The sequence below is a fragment of the Pseudomonas sp. WPR_5_2 genome, assembly GCF_003634475.1.
Taxonomy (GTDB): Bacteria; Pseudomonadota; Gammaproteobacteria; order Pseudomonadales; family Pseudomonadaceae; genus Aquipseudomonas; species Aquipseudomonas izuensis.
Map to the genome: position 1 here is coordinate 184,023 of NZ_RBLA01000011.1, position 16,185 is coordinate 200,207.

General features: G+C 59.1%; 14 protein-coding genes. 10 read left to right on the forward strand and 4 right to left on the reverse strand.

Features of this window, described 5'->3' with window-relative positions; all coding sequences use genetic code 11:
* Positions 1-33 precede the first annotated feature (33 nt).
* Positions 34-210 (forward strand): hypothetical protein, encoded by a 177-nt coding sequence (locus BJ917_RS32055; protein WP_172901572.1) that lies wholly within the window; start codon positions 34-36, stop codon positions 208-210.
* 76 nt (positions 211-286) lie between these two features.
* A complete protein-coding gene (locus tag BJ917_RS30215) occupies positions 287-2,443 on the forward strand; it encodes a mechanosensitive ion channel family protein (protein WP_096509699.1) in 2,157 nt (718 codons plus the stop codon).
* 113 nt (positions 2,444-2,556) lie between these two features.
* On the opposite strand, the gene BJ917_RS30220 is transcribed toward BJ917_RS30215, so the two are convergent.
* Positions 2,557-3,270, reverse strand: coding sequence for a UTRA domain-containing protein (locus BJ917_RS30220; protein ID WP_096509698.1), 714 nt, complete (start codon positions 3,268-3,270; stop codon positions 2,557-2,559).
* A gap of 361 nt (positions 3,271-3,631) precedes the next feature.
* Between BJ917_RS30220 and BJ917_RS30225 the strand changes: the two genes are divergently transcribed.
* The 6 genes from BJ917_RS30225 to BJ917_RS30250 all read left to right on the forward strand — a co-directional run bounded on the left by BJ917_RS30225 (position 3,632) and on the right by BJ917_RS30250 (position 8,944).
* On the forward strand, positions 3,632-4,696 hold the full coding sequence (locus BJ917_RS30225; RefSeq protein WP_121105939.1) for an ABC transporter substrate-binding protein: 1,065 nt from the start codon (positions 3,632-3,634) through the stop codon (positions 4,694-4,696).
* A gap of 138 nt (positions 4,697-4,834) precedes the next feature.
* Positions 4,835-5,641, forward strand: a complete 807-nt coding sequence (locus tag BJ917_RS30230; RefSeq protein ID WP_121105941.1) for an alkaline phosphatase family protein — start codon at positions 4,835-4,837, stop codon at positions 5,639-5,641.
* A gap of 5 nt (positions 5,642-5,646) precedes the next feature.
* Complete coding sequence (locus tag BJ917_RS30235; protein WP_177435625.1) at positions 5,647-6,483, forward strand: ABC transporter permease subunit; 837 nt, start codon at positions 5,647-5,649, stop codon at positions 6,481-6,483.
* On the forward strand, positions 6,470-7,270 hold the full coding sequence (locus BJ917_RS30240; RefSeq protein WP_096509694.1) for an ABC transporter permease: 801 nt from the start codon (positions 6,470-6,472) through the stop codon (positions 7,268-7,270). The genes BJ917_RS30235 and BJ917_RS30240 overlap by 14 nt, the downstream gene beginning before the upstream one ends.
* On the forward strand, positions 7,267-8,256 hold the full coding sequence (locus tag BJ917_RS30245; protein ID WP_096509693.1) for an ABC transporter ATP-binding protein: 990 nt from the start codon (positions 7,267-7,269) through the stop codon (positions 8,254-8,256). Before BJ917_RS30240 ends, BJ917_RS30245 begins: the two co-directional genes overlap by 4 nt.
* 34 nt (positions 8,257-8,290) lie before the next feature.
* The gene (locus tag BJ917_RS30250) at positions 8,291-8,944 is read left to right on the forward strand and encodes an HAD family phosphatase (RefSeq protein WP_096509692.1); all 654 of its coding nucleotides are present in this window, start codon (positions 8,291-8,293) and stop codon (positions 8,942-8,944) included.
* 112 nt (positions 8,945-9,056) lie between these two features.
* Here BJ917_RS30250 and BJ917_RS30255 read toward each other — a convergent pair whose 3' ends face one another.
* The gene (locus tag BJ917_RS30255) at positions 9,057-10,019 is read right to left on the reverse strand and encodes an NAD(P)H-quinone oxidoreductase (RefSeq protein WP_121105945.1); all 963 of its coding nucleotides are present in this window, start codon (positions 10,017-10,019) and stop codon (positions 9,057-9,059) included.
* A gap of 138 nt (positions 10,020-10,157) precedes the next feature.
* Between BJ917_RS30255 and BJ917_RS30260 the strand changes: the two genes are divergently transcribed.
* Positions 10,158-12,239, forward strand: a complete 2,082-nt coding sequence (locus BJ917_RS30260) for a carboxy terminal-processing peptidase (RefSeq protein WP_177435624.1) — start codon at positions 10,158-10,160, stop codon at positions 12,237-12,239.
* Positions 12,240-12,385: 146 nt separating this feature from the next.
* The gene (locus BJ917_RS30265; RefSeq protein WP_096509689.1) at positions 12,386-14,176 is read left to right on the forward strand and encodes a bifunctional diguanylate cyclase/phosphodiesterase; all 1,791 of its coding nucleotides are present in this window, start codon (positions 12,386-12,388) and stop codon (positions 14,174-14,176) included.
* A gap of 389 nt (positions 14,177-14,565) precedes the next feature.
* Here the strand turns inward: BJ917_RS30265 and BJ917_RS30270 are convergent, their stop codons facing one another.
* Positions 14,566-14,982 carry a hypothetical protein gene (locus tag BJ917_RS30270; RefSeq protein ID WP_121105949.1) on the reverse strand — a complete coding sequence of 139 codons (417 nt, stop codon included), beginning with the start codon at positions 14,980-14,982 and terminating at the stop codon, positions 14,566-14,568.
* A partial coding sequence (locus BJ917_RS30275; protein WP_147432596.1) for an RHS repeat domain-containing protein occupies positions 14,982-16,185 on the reverse strand: 1,204 nt, incomplete at its 5' end. The genes BJ917_RS30275 and BJ917_RS30270, both read right to left, overlap by 1 nt.

Sequence of the window (16,185 nt, forward strand, 5' to 3'; positions counted from 1 at the left end):
ACTTCAACTACTCCCCCTGACAAGGCAGTCACCATGATTTCGATGTCCTCCTTCCACGGCATGCTGATCCCGATCCTCGCCGGGATGATCCTGCTGGCAATCGGCTTCAACTTTCGCGACAAGAACGCCGGCGTATTCGCCATGTGGATCGGCATGCTGTTGATCCTCGCCACCGTGGTGTTCAAGATCCTCGCCAAACTCAACGAATAAATCCTCCCCCGACTCGCATTGAATTTGACGGGCTCGTACACTCGGTCGACCCGCTCACCCCGAGGTTGACCGCCCAGTGTTCGCTCGTCTTTTTGCCTTGCCGTGTTTTTTCCTCATCTGTCTGATGACGCTGCTGCCGATAGTGCCAGCCCAGGCGGCCGGTTTGCCGAGCCTTCTCAACAGTTCGGCGAAAGCCCAGCCGGAGGCGCAGGAACCCCTCGGTCAATCCCTCGACGAAGTGATCAAGTCCCTGGAAAACGATCAACAGCGCACCAAGCTGCTGGCGGATTTGAAGAAACTGCGCGATGTCACGAAAAAGGCCCAGCCGACCACCGAAGAAGGCGTGCTGGGCCTGATCGGCGGCACCCTGGCCAGTTTCGAAAAACAGTTTTCCGGTGCCGACAGCCCGATCACGCGCTGGTCCGACGAATTCAACCTGGCCAGGGACGAACTGATCGAGCTGGTGCTGCCAGCCAACGAATGGCTGCCGATCATTTTCGCCTTCGCCATGATTTTGATGGTCTGGAGCCTGCTGGCGGCCGCGTTGATCTGGCTCAGCCATCGGGTACGCATGCGTTTCGGCCTGACCGAAGAGCTGCCGCAACATCCCAGGGCCCTGGACATGCTGCGCTTCGCCCTGCGCAAGCTCGGACCATGGCTGATCGCCCTGGTCATCACGGTGTACATGAGCTACGCCCTGCCATCGTCGCTGGGTAAAAGCCTGGCCATGGTGCTGGCGTATGCGCTGGTGGTGGGCACCTGTTTTTCCGCAGTCTGCGTCATCGCCTTTTCCCTGCTCGACGGTCCGCACCGTCACCGGGCCTTGTACATCCTGCGCCATCAGGCCTTTCGGCCGCTGTGGCTGATCGGCAGCTTTGCCGCGTTCGGTGAAGCCCTGAACGACCCACGCCTGATCGAAAGCCTGGGCGTGCATCTGGCGCATTCCGCCGCCACGGTGGCCAACGTCCTGGCGGCGCTGTCCACGGGGCTGTTCATCCTGCGCTTCCGGCGCCCGGTCGCGCATCTGATCCGCAACCAGCCACTGTCACGACGCCTGACCCGCCGCGCCCTCAGCGACACGATCGAAATTCTCGGCACCTTCTGGTTCGTGCCGGCGTTGGTGTTGGTGGGCATTTCGCTGTTCGCCACCTTCGTTTCGGCCGGCGATACCAGCACCGCCCTGCGTCAGTCGCTGATCTGCACCGTGCTGCTGGTGTTGTGCATGGTCATCAACGGCCTGGTGCGCCGCCATGCCCTCAAGCCACAACGCGGCGTGAAGCGCCACGCGCTGTACTCCGAACGCCTGAAAAGCTTCTTCTACACCCTCGCGCATCTGCTGGTCTGGCTGGCGTTCATCGAACTCGGCCTGCGGGTCTGGGGTATGTCGCTGATCAGCTTCACCGAAGGCGAAGGCCATGAAATCAGCGTCAAACTGTTCAGCCTCGGCGGCACGCTGATCTTCGCCTGGCTGATCTGGATCCTCAGCGACACCGCCGTGCACCACGCCCTCACCCGCTCGCGCAAAGGCCTGGCCAACGCCCGCGCACAGACGATGATGCCGCTGATCCGTAACGTACTGTTCGTGGCGATCTTCATCATTGCGCTGATCGTCGCCCTGGCGAACATGGGCATGAACGTCACGCCACTGCTGGCCGGTGCCGGCGTGATCGGCCTGGCCATCGGTTTCGGCGCACAATCGCTGGTGGCCGACCTGATCACCGGCCTGTTCATCATCATCGAAGACTCCCTGGCCATCGACGACTACGTGGATGTCGGCGGGCACCTGGGCACCGTCGAAGGCCTGACCATTCGCACCGTACGCCTGCGGGACATCGACGGCATCGTCCACACCATTCCGTTCAGCGAAATCAAAAGCATCAAGAACTACTCCCGGGAATTCGGCTACGCGATCTTCCGGGTCGCCGTACCGGCCAGCATGGACATCGACAACGCGATCAAACTGATGCGCGAAGTCGGCCAGAAAATGCGCACCGACCCACTGCAACGGCGCAACATCTGGTCGCCGCTGGAGATTCAGGGTGTGGAAAGTTTCGAATCCGGCAACGCGATTCTTCGCGCCCGCTTCAAGACCGCGCCGATCAAGCAGTGGGAGGTTTCACGGGCGTTCAACCTGTCGCTGAAACGGCATATGGACGAAGCGGGGATGGACCTGGCGACGCCAAGGATGAGTGTGCAAGTCATCACCGCCGGTGGTGGCCCGCAGAAGGAATAGCACCACGGCTTTTGTGGGAGCAAAGCTCGCTCGCGATAGCATCGACGCAATCCTGCGATAGGCCGCGGCGTCTGCATCGCGAGCAAGCTTTGCTCCCACAGAAAGTCAAAAGCTCAGACCACATCCACCCCGACATGAATCGCATCATGCCGCCAAAACTCCAGGTCACAGTCGATCAAGCGCTCATGCTGATCATAATTGACCCGCGCAATGCGCAACCCCGGGCTCCCCACCGACACCCGTAACGCCGCCGCCGCATCGACCGATAACGCCGTCGGCACGATCTCGAAACGCACCCGCCCGTAGTGCAGATCGTAGTGCCGCGCATACAACTCGGTGATCGACTGATTCAAATCGAACTCCAGAATCCCCGGAAAATACTGCGGGTTCAGGTAGTGCTCCACGTACAACACCAGTCGCCCGTCGATGCGTCGTGAACGGCAGATCTGAATCACGCTCGACAGCGCCGGCAACTGCAACCAGGCACAGACCGCCGCCGACGCCGGTTGCAAACGCGCAGAAATCACCTCGGTGGAGGGCACTCGCCCCTGGGCGCTGACCATCGCGTGAAAGTGACTGCGCTGCATCAGGTTATAGGCCAGGCGCGGTGGCGAAACGAACCAGCCACGTCGCTCCTCGCGATAAATCTGCCCCTGAGCCTCCAGTTGCAACAACGCCTCGCGCACAGTGATCCGTGTGGTCCCGAATAACTCACTGAGCTTGCGCTCGGCGGGCAATTTGCTTCCGGGCGCGAGCAACCCGTGATCGAGCTGCTCCTGAAGCACCTGGCCAATGGCTGTCACCGCTTTTGTTGCCTCATCACGCATCAACGTTACCTATCTGGACTAGACCAGCACTGTTTCGGGGCAGAACCGCACGACTAATCGGCTCGATCAACATCCTGCAAGCGTAGGCAGTGCACATGACTGAGCGATGACAAGCGACCGAACGGTTACGCCAACAAATCAGAAAAAAACGTGCAATACCTCGGCCAAGTCCTTGTACGGCGGGCCTTCGATGATGGTCTACGCTTATCAGGCACCCTCCAATACCGGGCAAATTAACGTTCAGCCGGCCGACGAACGACATCAAAGTGTCATCGAGCCCCCTTAGATTGGCTCAGGTATTGCTGACCTAGACCAACACAACCGCAATCGCAGCGTTGAAAACGCCCATAGGAGCTTCGGAATGAAAAAGCTTTTCCTGGCATCACTGTTAGGCTCGACCATTGCCATGTGCACCGCCGCCATGGCGGCTGATGATTTGAAAACCCTTGAAGCCGCTGCGAAAGCGGAAGGCGCGGTCAACAGTGTCGGCATGCCCGACAACTGGGCAAACTGGGCAGGCACCTGGGAAGACCTGGCCAAGACCTATGGTTTGAAACACATCGACACCGACATGAGCTCGGCTCAGGAAATCGCCAAATTCGCTGCTGAAAAAGATAACGCCAGCGCCGACATCGGCGACGTCGGTGCAGCCTTCGGCCCGATCGCGGTGAAACAGAACGTTACGCAGCCTTACAAGCCATCCACCTGGGACCAAGTGCCTGCCTGGGCTAAAGACAAGGACGGTCACTGGGCCCTGGCCTACACCGGCACCATCGCTTTCATCGTCAACAAAAAGTTGTTGCACGGTTCCGAAGCCCCCACCAAGTGGGCTGACCTCAAGGACGGCAAATACAAGGTGTCCATTGGCGACGTGAGCACCGCCGCCCAGGCCGCCAACGGCGTACTGGCCGCCGCACTGGCCAACGGTGGCGACGAGAAGAATCTGAAGCCTGCATTGGATCTGTTCGCCGACATCGCCAAACAGGGTCGCCTGTCGATGGCCAACCCGACCATCGCCACCATGGAAAAAGGCGAGATCGAGGTCGGCGTGGTCTGGGACTTCAATGGCCTGAGCTACAAGGACAAGATGGCCAATCCGGATGACTACACCGTACTGATTCCATCCGACGGTTCGGTGATTTCCGGCTACACCACCATCATCAACAAATACGCCAAGAACCCGAACGCCGCCAAGCTGACGCGTGAGTACATCTTCAGCGACGCCGGCCAGATCAACCTGGCCAAAGGCAACGCCCGTCCGATCCGCGCCGAGCACCTGACCCTGCCGGCCGATGTCCAGGCCAAGCTGCTGCCGAACGAGCAGTACAAAAAGGTCACGCCGATCAAGGACGCGGATGCCTGGGAAAAAACCTCCAAGGCACTGCCTCAGAAGTGGAACGAAGAAGTCATCGTAGAAATGAAGTAATGCTTCATCTGTAGGAGCAAAGCTTGCTCGCGATGCAGGCAACTCGGTCTATCCGATAGACCAGAGGTGATGCCATCGCGGGCAAGCCTTGCTCCCACAGGTTTCATCGATCCCTCTGTTTTTGGAGTCACCGCCCCTATGAAGCACAATGTCATCCTTGTCGTGCTCGACGGCCTCAATTACGAAGTCGCGCGCCACGCCATGGGGCACCTGCAGGCTTACGTCGACGCAGGACGCGCAGCGCTCTACAAACTGGAGTGTGCATTGCCGGCCCTGTCCCGACCGCTTTACGAATGCATCCTGACCGGCGTCACGCCGATCGACAGCGGCATCGTTCATAACAACGTCTCGCGCCTGTCCAACCAGCGCAGCATCTACCACTACGCCACCGACGCCGGCCTGAAGACCGCGGCAGCGGCGTATCACTGGGTCAGTGAGTTGTACAACCGCTCGCCATTCGTGGCGGCCCGGGATCGTCACACCGACGACCCTGCCCTGCCAATCCAGCACGGGCATTTCTACTGGAGCGATCACTACCCCGACTCGCACCTGTTCGCCGACGCCGAAAACCTGCGCCTGCGCCATGCACCGAATTTCCTGCTGGTGCACCCCATGAACATCGACGACGCCGGGCACAAGCACGGTCTCGACACCCCGCAATACCGCAACAGCGCCCGCTCGGCGGACATCATCCTCGCCGACTACCTGCAAGGCTGGCTCGACGCCGGTTATCAGGTGCTGGTGACCGCCGACCATGGCATGAACAACGACCGCTCCCATAACGGCCTGCTGCCCGAAGAACGCGAAGTGCCGCTGTTCGTGCTCGGCGATGCCTTCAGCTTCAATGCCGGCGCCGCACCGAAACAGATCGAAATCTGCGGCACCGTCTGCGAGTTATTGGGCGTACCCCACGACAAACCCGTATGCCGGGAGCTGCTCAAGTGACCTCCATGACGCGCGGCAAATGGCTGGCAGCCTTGTGCCTGGTACCCTTCGCCCTATTCTTTATCGTGTTCGAAATCGCCCCGCTGGTGTGGGTGATGATCAACAGCCTGGAATCGGAAGAGTTCGGCTGGGGCCTGGCGAACTTCACCAGGATCTTCAATTCGAAGTTCTATCTCCAGGCGATCCAGTACAGCCTCGAGATCAGTTTCTGGTCGAGCGTGTTCGGCATCATCATTGCCGTGCTCGGTGCCTACTCCCTGCGCCGGGTCGACTCGAAACTGCGCAACTTCGTCAACGCCTTCGCCAACATGACCAGCAACTTCGCCGGCGTGCCCCTGGCCTTTGCGTTCATCATTTTGCTGGGCTTCAACGGCACCTTCACCATCATGCTCAAGCAGGCCGGGATCATTCAGGACTTCAACCTGTATTCGAAAACCGGAGTGATCATTCTCTACACCTACTTCCAGATTCCCCTGGGCGTGTTGCTGCTTTACCCGGCCTTTGATGCCTTGCGCGAAGACTGGCGCGAGTCAGCCGCGCTGCTCGGCGCCAACGGCTGGCAGTTCTGGCGCCACATCGGTCTGCCGGTGCTGACCCCGGCCCTGCTTGGCACCTTCGTGATCCTTCTGGCCAACGCACTCGGCGCCTACGCCACGGTGTATGCCCTGACCACCGGCAACTTCAACGTGATGCCAATCCGCATCGCGGCGATGGTTTCGGGTGACATTTCCCTGGACCCGAACCTGGCCAGCGCCCTGGCTGTGGTGCTGGTGGCGTTGATGACCCTGGTGACCATCGTGCATCAGCTGCTGTTGAAGAGGAGCTACCATGTCTCGCGCTGAATTGGGGCCCGCCGGTATCTACCATCGGGTAGTGGTCTATCTGCTGTTTGCCATCCTGTTATTGCCGTTGCTCGGCACCTTTATCTACTCGATTTCCAGCAGTTGGTCGGCCACCATCCTGCCCAGCGGTTTCAGCACCAAATGGTACTTGCAACTCTGGAGCGATCCGCGCTTCCTGAGCGCTTTTGGCCAATCTCTAGTGGTTTGCATCGGCGCGCTGATACTGTCGGTGGTGCTGATTCTGCCGTTGCTGTTCGTGGTGCATTACCACTTCCCGAAACTCGATGCGCTGATGAACATCCTGATCCTGCTGCCCTTCGCCGTACCGCCGGTGGTGTCGTCGGTGGGGCTGTTGCAACTCTACGGATCCGGGCCGTTCGCCATGGTCGGCACGCCGTGGATCCTGATCGGTTGCTACTTCACCGTGGCGCTGCCGTTCATGTACCGGGCGATCACCAACAACCTGCAAGCGATCAACCTGCGCGACCTGATGGACGCCGCCCAACTGCTCGGTGCCAGCACCTTCCAGGCAGCGCTCCTGGTGGTGCTGCCGAACCTGCGCAAGGGCTTGATGGTGGCCTTGCTGCTGTCGTTCTCGTTCCTGTTCGGCGAGTTCGTGTTCGCCAACATCCTCGTCGGCACCCGCTACGAAACCTTGCAGGTCTACCTCAACAACATGCGCAACAGCAGCGGCCACTTCACCAGTGCGCTGGTGATTTCCTACTTCTTTTTCGTGCTGGTTCTGACCTGGGCGGCCAATATCTTGAACAAGGACAAAAGCGAATGAGCTATGTCAGCGTCCAACATCTTAAAAAGGACTACGCGGGCACCACGGTGTTCAGCGACATCAATTGCGAAATTCAAAAGGGTGAGTTCGTCACCTTGCTCGGCCCGTCCGGTTGCGGCAAATCCACGCTGCTGCGTTGCATCGCCGGCCTGACCTCGGTGGATGGCGGCAAGATCCTGCTCGATGATGCCGATATCGTGCCGTTGAGCCCGCAGAAACGCGGGATCGGCATGGTGTTCCAGAGTTACGCGTTGTTCCCCAATATGACCGTCGAGCAGAACGTCGCTTTCGGCCTGCGCATGCAGAAGGTCAACGCCGACGATAGTCAGAAACGTGTCGCCGAAGTGCTGAAACTGGTGGAGCTGCATGATTTTGCCGCCCGCTATCCGCATCAACTGTCAGGCGGCCAATGCCAGCGTGTTGCCCTCGCCCGTTCGCTGGTGACCCGACCACGCCTATTGTTGCTGGATGAACCGCTGTCGGCCCTCGATGCGCGAATCCGCAAGCACCTGCGTGAACAGATCCGTCAGATCCAGCGCGAACTGGGCCTGACCACCATTTTCGTCACACACGATCAGGAAGAAGCCCTGACCATGTCTGACCGGATTTTCCTGATGAATCAGGGAAAAATCGTACAGAGCGGTGACGCCGAAACCTTGTACACCGCCCCCGTGGATGTGTTCGCCGCCGGATTCATTGGTAATTACAACCTGCTGGACGCCGAGAGCGCGACGAAACTGCTGCAGCGGCCGGTCAATCATCGTATTGCGATTCGACCGGAGGCCATCGAATTGAGCCTGAACGGCGAACTCGATGCACAAGTGCGCAGCCACAGCCTGCTGGGCAACGTGATTCGTTACCGGATCGAAGCCCGGGGCGTGGAATTGGTGGTGGACGTACTCAACCGCTCGGCCAGCGATCTGCACCCCGATGGTCAGCGCCTGGCACTTTCCATCGATCCGACTGCCCTGTGTGAGGTAGCCTGATGCCCTTGCTGATGTTGAAGAGAGAACTGCACTGATGGCCCTGGCAATTTTTGATCTGGACGAAACCCTGATCCACGGCGATTGCGCCTCGCTGTGGAGTGAGCAAATGGTCCGCCTCGGCTGGGTCGATGGCGAATCCTTCCTGCGACGCGACAAGGAATTGATGGACGCCTACGGCAGGGGCCATCTGGCCATGGAGGATTACATGGCATTCAGCCTCGAACCGTTGATCGGTCGTACGCCGGCCGAAGTCGATCACCTGGTCGGTCCGTGGGTAGAAGACTTCATCGAACCGATCATCTTCAGCGACGCCACCAAAGCCATCGCCGCCCACCGCAAGGCGGGCGACCGCATTCTGGTGATCTCCGCCTCGGGCACGCACCTGGTCGGACCGATTGCCGAGCGCCTGGGCATCGACGAGATTCTCGGGATCGAACTGGAAGTGGCGCACGGGGTTTATACCGGCAACACCGTCGGCACCCTGACCTACCGCGAAGGCAAGATCACCCGATTGCTGGAGTGGCTGGATGCCGAAGAGGAAAACCTGGAGGGCGCGAGTTTCTATTCAGACTCGCGCAATGATCTGCCGTTGTTGCTGAAGGTGGATTTCCCGCATGTGGTCAACCCGGATCCGGTGTTACGTGAGCAGGCCGAAAAGGCCGGCTGGCCGATCCATCTCTGGAAATAACCCAGATCCCCTGTGGGAGCGAGCCTGCTCGCGAAAGCGGTGTATCATTCAACACATCTGTTGCTGAAAATCCGCCTTCGCGAGCAGGCTCGCTCCCACAGGTTTTGCGTTGTCAGGTCAGGCTTTCGTCGATCAAGAGCACCAGTTTCCCTGCCACTTTGTTACTCGCCAACTCCGCAAACGCCGCTTCGGCATCCTTGATCGGAAAGGCCTTGGCCAGTTGCGGGCTCAGGCGTTTTTCGGCAAACAGCGGCCAGACATGCTGGCTCAGATCGCTGAACAGATCCGCCTTGAATTGATCGTCACGGCTACGCAAGGTCGAACCCAGCAATTGCACACGCTTGGCCAACACCTGTGCCAGGTCCAGCCTGGCCTCGCGGCCGCCCATCAGGCCGATCAACACCCAACGACCGTCACCGGCCAGCAGTTTCAGGTTCAGCGCCGCATAGTTGCCACCCACCGGATCGAGGATGACATCGAACGGCCCCAGATCGCTCAGGCTCTCCAGATCGTCGGTGCGCACCACCCCGCCCTGGGCTCCGAGCGCTTCGCAGTAGGCCAGGCGCTCGGCGGAGCCGACGCTGACCCAGCACGGGTTACCAAACGCCTTGCACAGCTGAATGGCCGCTGAACCGATTCCACTTGCGCCGGCGTGCAACAGAACTTTCTCACCCGGCTTGAGCGCAGCGAGTTGAAACAAATTCAACCAGACAGTGGCATACACTTCCGGCAGCGCGGCGGCTTCGGCCAACGACATTTCGTCGGGTACCGGCAACACATGCCGTCCGTCGACAACCACCTCTTGGGCCATCCCGCCCCCGGCCAGCAAGGCGCAAACCCGATCCCCTACCTTCCACGAAGCGCCCGGACCGACCTCGCTGATCACCCCGGAGCACTCTAGACCGAGCACTTGGCTGGCCCCCGGCGGCGGTGGATAAAGACCGGCTTTCTGCAACAAATCGGCGCGATTGAGGCCCGCAGCCGCCACGCGAATGCGAACTTGTCCTACATCACAAGCAGGACTCGGCTCTTCAACCCACTCCACTTGACCGTCAACGCCTTGCAATGCTTTCACAGTGCCTCCATAGTGAGTCTGGACTGAGCCCGAAGCGGTAGCGCCGGGCTTTTTGCATTATGCGACCGGCCCTTGTGGAACCGGCGACTTCAAAGACGGCCTAATATGCGTTATCAATTGTCCCCGCGTCGAATCAACATGAAGCGTTTGTTCCCCAGCACCGCCCTCACCCTTTTCATCGGTATCGGCCTTTTGCCGCTGTCCGGCAGTTCATTCGCAGCCAATAGCTGGGACAAGCTTCAACCCGATCGCGACGAAGTCATCGCCAGTCTGAATGTCGTGGAGTTGCTCAAGCGCCACCACTACAGCAAACCACCGCTCGATGACGCGCGCTCGGTGATCATCTACGACAGCTACCTCAAGCTGCTCGACCCGTCGCGCAGCTACTTCATGGCCAGCGACATTGCCGAATTCGACAAGTGGAAGACCCAGTTCGACGACTTCCTCAAAAGCGGCGACCTCAACGCCGGGTTCACCATCTACAAGCGCTACCTGGACCGCGTCAAGGCGCGTCTGGACTTCGCCCTTGCCGAGCTGAACAAGGGCGTCGACAAAATCGACTTCACCACCAAGGAAACCTTGCTGATCGATCGCAAGGACGCCCCTTGGCTCAAATCCACCGCGGAACTCGACGACCTGTGGCGCAAGCGCGTCAAGGATGAAGTCCTGCGGATGAAGATCGCTGGCAAGGATTCCAAGCAAATCCAGGAAACCCTGACCAAGCGTTACAAGAACCAGTTGGTGCGTCTGGACCAGACCCGCGCGGAAGACATCTTCCAGGCGTACATCAACACCTTCGCCATGTCCTACGACCCGCACACCAACTACCTGTCGCCGGATAACGCGGAAAACTTCGACATCAACATGAGCCTGTCCCTGGAGGGCATCGGCGCCGTGTTGCAGAGCGATAACGATCAGGTGAAAGTCGTGCGCCTGGTGCCGGCAGGCCCGGCGGACAAGACCAAGCAGGTCGCTCCGGCCGACAAGATCATCGGCGTTGCCCAGGGCAACAAAGAGATGGTCGACGTGGTGGGCTGGCGCCTGGACGAAGTGGTCAAGCTGATCCGCGGCCCGAAAGGCACCGTGGTGCGCCTGGAAGTGATCCCGGCCAGCAATGCGCCGAACGACCAGACCAGCAAGATCGTGCCGATCACCCGCGAAGCGGTGAAGCTTGAAGACCAGGCCGTGAAGAAGTCGGTGCTCAACCTCAAGCAGGATGGCAAGGACTACAAGCTCGGCATCATCGAGATCCCGGCCTTCTATCTGGACTTCAAGGCGTTCCGAGCCGGCGACCCGGATTACAAGAGCACCACCCGTGACGTCAAGAAGTTGCTGACCGAGTTGCAGAAAGACAAGGTCGACGGCGTAGTCATCGACCTGCGCAACAATGGCGGCGGCTCCTTGCAGGAAGCCACCGAGCTGACCAGCCTGTTCATCGACAAAGGGCCGACCGTGCTCGTGCGTAACGCCGATGGCCGTGTCGATGTACTGGAAGATGAAAACCCGGGCGCGTTCTACAAAGGCCCGATGGCATTGCTGGTGAACCGCTTGTCCGCCTCGGCTTCGGAGATTTTTGCCGGCGCCATGCAGGACTACCACCGCGCACTGATCATCGGTGGCCAGACCTTCGGCAAAGGCACCGTGCAGACCATTCAGCCGCTGAACCATGGCGAACTGAAACTGACCCTGGCCAAGTTCTACCGGGTTTCCGGCCAGAGCACCCAGCACCAGGGCGTACTGCCGGACATCGATTACCCGTCGATCATCGACACCAAGGAAATCGGCGAAAGTGCCCTGCCGGAAGCCATGCCGTGGGACACCATCAAAGCGGCCATCAAGCCTGCGCTCGATCCGTTCAAGCCATACATCACCCAGCTCAAGTCCGAGCATGACGTGCGCACGGCCAAAGACGCGGAGTTCGTGTTCATCCGCGACAAACTGGCCCTGGCGCAGAAGCTGATGACGGAGAAAACCGTCAGCCTCAACGAGGCCGACCGTCGTGCCCAACACGCCGACATCGAAGCCAAGCAACTGGCCATGGAGAACATCCGTCGCAAGGCCAAGGGCGAAGAGCCACTCAAAGAGCTGAAGAAAGAAGACGAAGACACGCTGGCGGCCGAGCCGGACAAGACCAAGCCGGAAGACGATGCCTACCTGAGCGAGACCGGGCGCATTCTGCTGGACTACCTCAAGCTCAACACCGCGGTGGCCAAGCACTAAGAGGTTACAAGCCAGATGATGGCAATTTAATGCTGATGCTCCCCGGAGCTTCATCAAACAGTCATCATTCTGTCGTGAAATAAAGGACTGGGCGTGCTCTTTTACCAAGAGCCCGCCCAGTCCTTTTTTTATCGCCAGAGATCGCCATGACCACAACCGAACAGCTGAGTGCGTTGAGTTCAATCCTGACTCAAGGCGGTTTGCACAGCTTGTTCCAGCCGATCATCAGCCTCTCCGAACGCCGTATTCTTGGCTACGAAGCCCTCAGCCGTGGCCCATCCAATAGTCCGCTGCACTCCCCCATCGCGTTGTTCGCCGTGGCCCGCCAGGCCAGCCGCTTGAGTGAACTGGAAATCGCCTGCCGGCAGAGCGCATGCCGACGTTTCAACGAGCAGCAACTACCCGGCAAGCTGTTTCTCAACGTTTCCCCGGAATCCCTGCTCGAAGCTGCGCACCAGCCGGGCCGCACCCTGCAACTGTTGCAGGACTTCGGCATCCCGCCGAGCCAGGTGGTGATCGAACTCACCGAGCAAACGCCGATCGACGACTTCCAGTTGTTGCAAACCGCCCTGCATCACTATCGGGCGATGGGGTTTTCCATTGCCCTGGATGACCTCGGTGCGGGCTATTCGAGCCTGCGCCTGTGGTCCGAGTTGCGTCCGGACTACGTGAAGATCGACCGGCATTTCATCGATGGCATCCACCAGGATGCCCTCAAGCGCGAATTCGTCGGCTCGATTCTGCAGATCGCCAAGGCGTCTCGGGCGCAGGTGATCGCCGAAGGCATCGAGTTGCCGGAAGAGCTGGCGGTGTTGACGGAAATGGGCGTCGATCTGGTCCAGGGCTATCTGCTCTGCCGCCCTCAGGAACATCCACCCCGGGATGCCCGGACCCTGATGCCGAGGCAGGACAGTACCGCCGTTGTACTGAACGATGAAGCCAGCGACCTCAGTGCCCTGCTCAACGACCAGCCCGCGATGGGCCGCGATACCCCGACCGCTAACGTCCTCGAGGCTTTCCGCCGTCAGGCCAACCTCAACTCACTGGCGGTGCTGGACGAGCAAGGCCAGCCGTGTGGCATCGTCCATCGGCATTCGCTTTCGGACGCCTTGCTCAAGCCGTTTGCCACCGACCTGTTTGCCCGCAAGCCCATCAGCCGCCTGATGAACGATGATTTCCTGGCCGTCGAGATGAGCCAATCGCTGCAACAGGTCAGCCGCCTGATCACCAGCCGCGCCCGGCAACGCATCGAAGAAGATTTCATCATCACCCTCAACGGCAGCTATCTGGGCCTGGGCCGGGTAATCGATGTGCTGAAACTGATTACCGAACTGAAAATCCAGCAAGCCCGCTACGCCAACCCGCTGACCCTGCTGCCCGGCAACGTGCCGATCCAGCAATGCCTCACGCGGCTACTGCAACAGAAGCGCGAATCGGTGATCTGCTACGTCGACATCGACAGCTTCAAACCCTTCAATGACATCTACGGCTACGGCCGGGGCGACGAAGTCCTTCTCTGCCTGGCGCAATGCCTGAACGACCGCGTCGACCCGTCCCGCGACTTCGTCGGCCATATCGGCGGCGACGATTTCCTGATGGTGCTCGGTCCGGAAGACTGGGGCAAACGTTTGAACCAGCTACTGGACGACTTCCAGAGCCAATGCCGACGCTTTTACCGCAGCGAACACCTGGAAGCCGGCTGCTTCATCGCCCCCAACCGCCAGGGCGTGCGCCAGGAATTCCCGTTGCTGTCCCTGTCCATCGGCGTGGTCCATTTGCATCCCGAGGCCTGTGGGGAAATCGATGCCAGCCAGTTGGCAGAAATGGCGTCACAAGCCAAGCACCACGCGAAAAATGTGCCGGGCTACAGCGTGCATGTGATTGATAGCCTGGCGGTGCCTGAGCCTGAAGGGGCCTGGCTGACGGGACAACGCTGACTGAGCTGACGCCATCGCGGGCAAGCCACGCTCCCACAGGTCCGTGTCGCACGTCATTTTTGTGAACGACATGTCCCCCTGTGGGAGCATGGCTTGCCCGCGATGACGCCCGCTCAGACAACTCAAATGTCCGACATCATTGATCCGTCACTAAACCCCTGAGGACAGCCCCCGCAACCGCCGCCCAACCACATCCAACACATCACACCCATCCCGCAACGGAATGGCGCACAGCAAGGCAAAATCACTGAGAATGAAAGATTCACACTCGATCGAACTACGAATGGCCAGACCATGGAACTCACTTTGCACCTGTTCATGCAAACCGCTAGAGCTTGAAGAAGGTCTTCTAGGGCTTTGCCCGGAAATTTTGCTGTTTTTCGGCGGTTTTACCAAGTAGACCGATCTTCAAGGCTTGCTTTGAGCAGGTCTTCTTTCCAAAATTCCTGGGCCAATGTATATACGTCTTGAAGAAACTCTCGAGGGTTCTCCAACTCATACCATTCACTACGAGGCCAACTCGATGCTTGGTCCTCGTCGATTTCAAACAGACGTTGGAAGTCGAAGCTCTTATCAGTCAATTTATCCGCTAACGACTCCACCAGCACAAGCTTATGCCTATAGGACAAACACCCGAGATTCAAACTGTACTTCCCAATTAGCTCTGCTCTGTCTTTTTTGTCATTAGGATCGTAAACCTCCAACTCTATGCCCCGTGTTTCTTCACGGTCATAAACATTAAATGCTCCAATAAACCACATCAAATCAGGTTCAAATTCCTCGTCTACGAACGGATCTCTCAACATTACCTTCTCTCCGCTGGAAAACCTGTATAGGGACGTTTTGTATTTTCTTGATCGAACTTTACTTCAAACCAATTCAGATCTTCGTTCAACTTCGGATTATTCGAGTCTTTTTTGTTCGGTCGGTAGCCTCGGCCAGCACCTGGGAGCTCCATTCTTACAATTGGATCCTTGTTATGGTCTTTCCCTGTATGCGGACTCAATCCCAACCCTTCCCTAGTCATTGCCTTATTCAACGCATTTAAATGAACACGCCAATTGCTGAACTGCGAACTTAAACTCCCGCTTGCGCCTTTCGGAACTTTACCCGTGTGAGGATTAGCTCCGTTTATAGCCCTTTGTTTGAGAGCAACATCAGATATTTCTGAGCTGTGCTTTTCAACCGTGTGCATTTTGTATTTTTTCTCATATTCAAGAACTCGGCGCTTAGCATTCGCCTCCGCTAGCTCATCAATTTTCTCCCTCCGCTGCGTCCTCGTCACTTTCGGCAACTGCGGCTCACCGTGGTCGACTACGGCATCAACTACACCATCCGGCACCAAGCAACCTGCCTTATTCGCCCCCGGACAAGTCCCACTCAACCCCAACGGATCCACCCACCCCGTCGGGTTCGGCACATAGCGATAGGCATTCAAGCCACCCGCCAGCTTCACGGGATCCGGCGTCAGATAACGGCCACTATCCGGCTGGTAATAACGATGGCGGTTGTAGTGCAGCCCGCTCTCAGCATCGAAGTACTGGCCCTGGAAGCGCAGTGGTTGCTCGAGCTGTTCGCCGCCGCCGTGGGTCAGTTGGCGCAGTTTGCCGTAGGCCGTGTAGCGGGCCGACCAGACGATTTCGCCGCCGTAGTCGGTGAGTTCCTGCGGGGTGCCGAGGTGGTCGAGTTGGTAGTAGAACGGGCAGGTTTTTGTCGGGCCTTTACCGTCGAGCAGGGCCAGCGGGCGGAAGCTGCCGGGTTCGTAGAGGTAGCTGCGGTAGTGGCTCGGGCTGCTTTCGGCGACGAGCTGGTCGCCTTGCCAGAAGAAGCTGGTGGTGTGGCCGTCGACGGTCTTGCTGATGCGGCGGCCGAAGGCGTCGTAGCGGTAGGCCGCGTGGCGGCCGTCCGGCAGGGTGATGCCGATCAGGCGGTGCTGGCTGTCGTAGCGGTACTCGGTGACGCGGTCGCCCCGCCGTTCGCGGCTCAGGTTGCCGAAGGCGTCGTAGGCG

What these genes read in the sequence shown, in the direction of transcription:
- BJ917_RS32055 (WP_172901572.1), top strand. Translation starts at nt 34, where the DNA reads ATGATTTCGATGTCCTCCTTCCACGGCATGCTGATCCCGATCCTCGCC.
- BJ917_RS30220 (WP_096509698.1), bottom strand. Translation starts at nt 3,270, where the DNA reads ATGCGTGATGAGGCAACAAAAGCGGTGACAGCCATTGGCCAGGTGCTT.
- BJ917_RS30225 (WP_121105939.1), top strand. Translation starts at nt 3,632, where the DNA reads ATGAAAAAGCTTTTCCTGGCATCACTGTTAGGCTCGACCATTGCCATG.
- BJ917_RS30230 (WP_121105941.1), top strand. Translation starts at nt 4,835, where the DNA reads ATGAAGCACAATGTCATCCTTGTCGTGCTCGACGGCCTCAATTACGAA.
- BJ917_RS30235 (WP_177435625.1), top strand. Translation starts at nt 5,647, where the DNA reads ATGACGCGCGGCAAATGGCTGGCAGCCTTGTGCCTGGTACCCTTCGCC.
- BJ917_RS30240 (WP_096509694.1), top strand. Translation starts at nt 6,470, where the DNA reads ATGTCTCGCGCTGAATTGGGGCCCGCCGGTATCTACCATCGGGTAGTG.
- BJ917_RS30245 (WP_096509693.1), top strand. Translation starts at nt 7,267, where the DNA reads ATGAGCTATGTCAGCGTCCAACATCTTAAAAAGGACTACGCGGGCACC.
- BJ917_RS30250 (WP_096509692.1), top strand. Translation starts at nt 8,291, where the DNA reads ATGGCCCTGGCAATTTTTGATCTGGACGAAACCCTGATCCACGGCGAT.
- BJ917_RS30260 (WP_177435624.1), top strand. Translation starts at nt 10,158, where the DNA reads ATGAAGCGTTTGTTCCCCAGCACCGCCCTCACCCTTTTCATCGGTATC.
- BJ917_RS30265 (WP_096509689.1), top strand. Translation starts at nt 12,386, where the DNA reads ATGACCACAACCGAACAGCTGAGTGCGTTGAGTTCAATCCTGACTCAA.
- BJ917_RS30270 (WP_121105949.1), bottom strand. Translation starts at nt 14,982, where the DNA reads ATGTTGAGAGATCCGTTCGTAGACGAGGAATTTGAACCTGATTTGATG.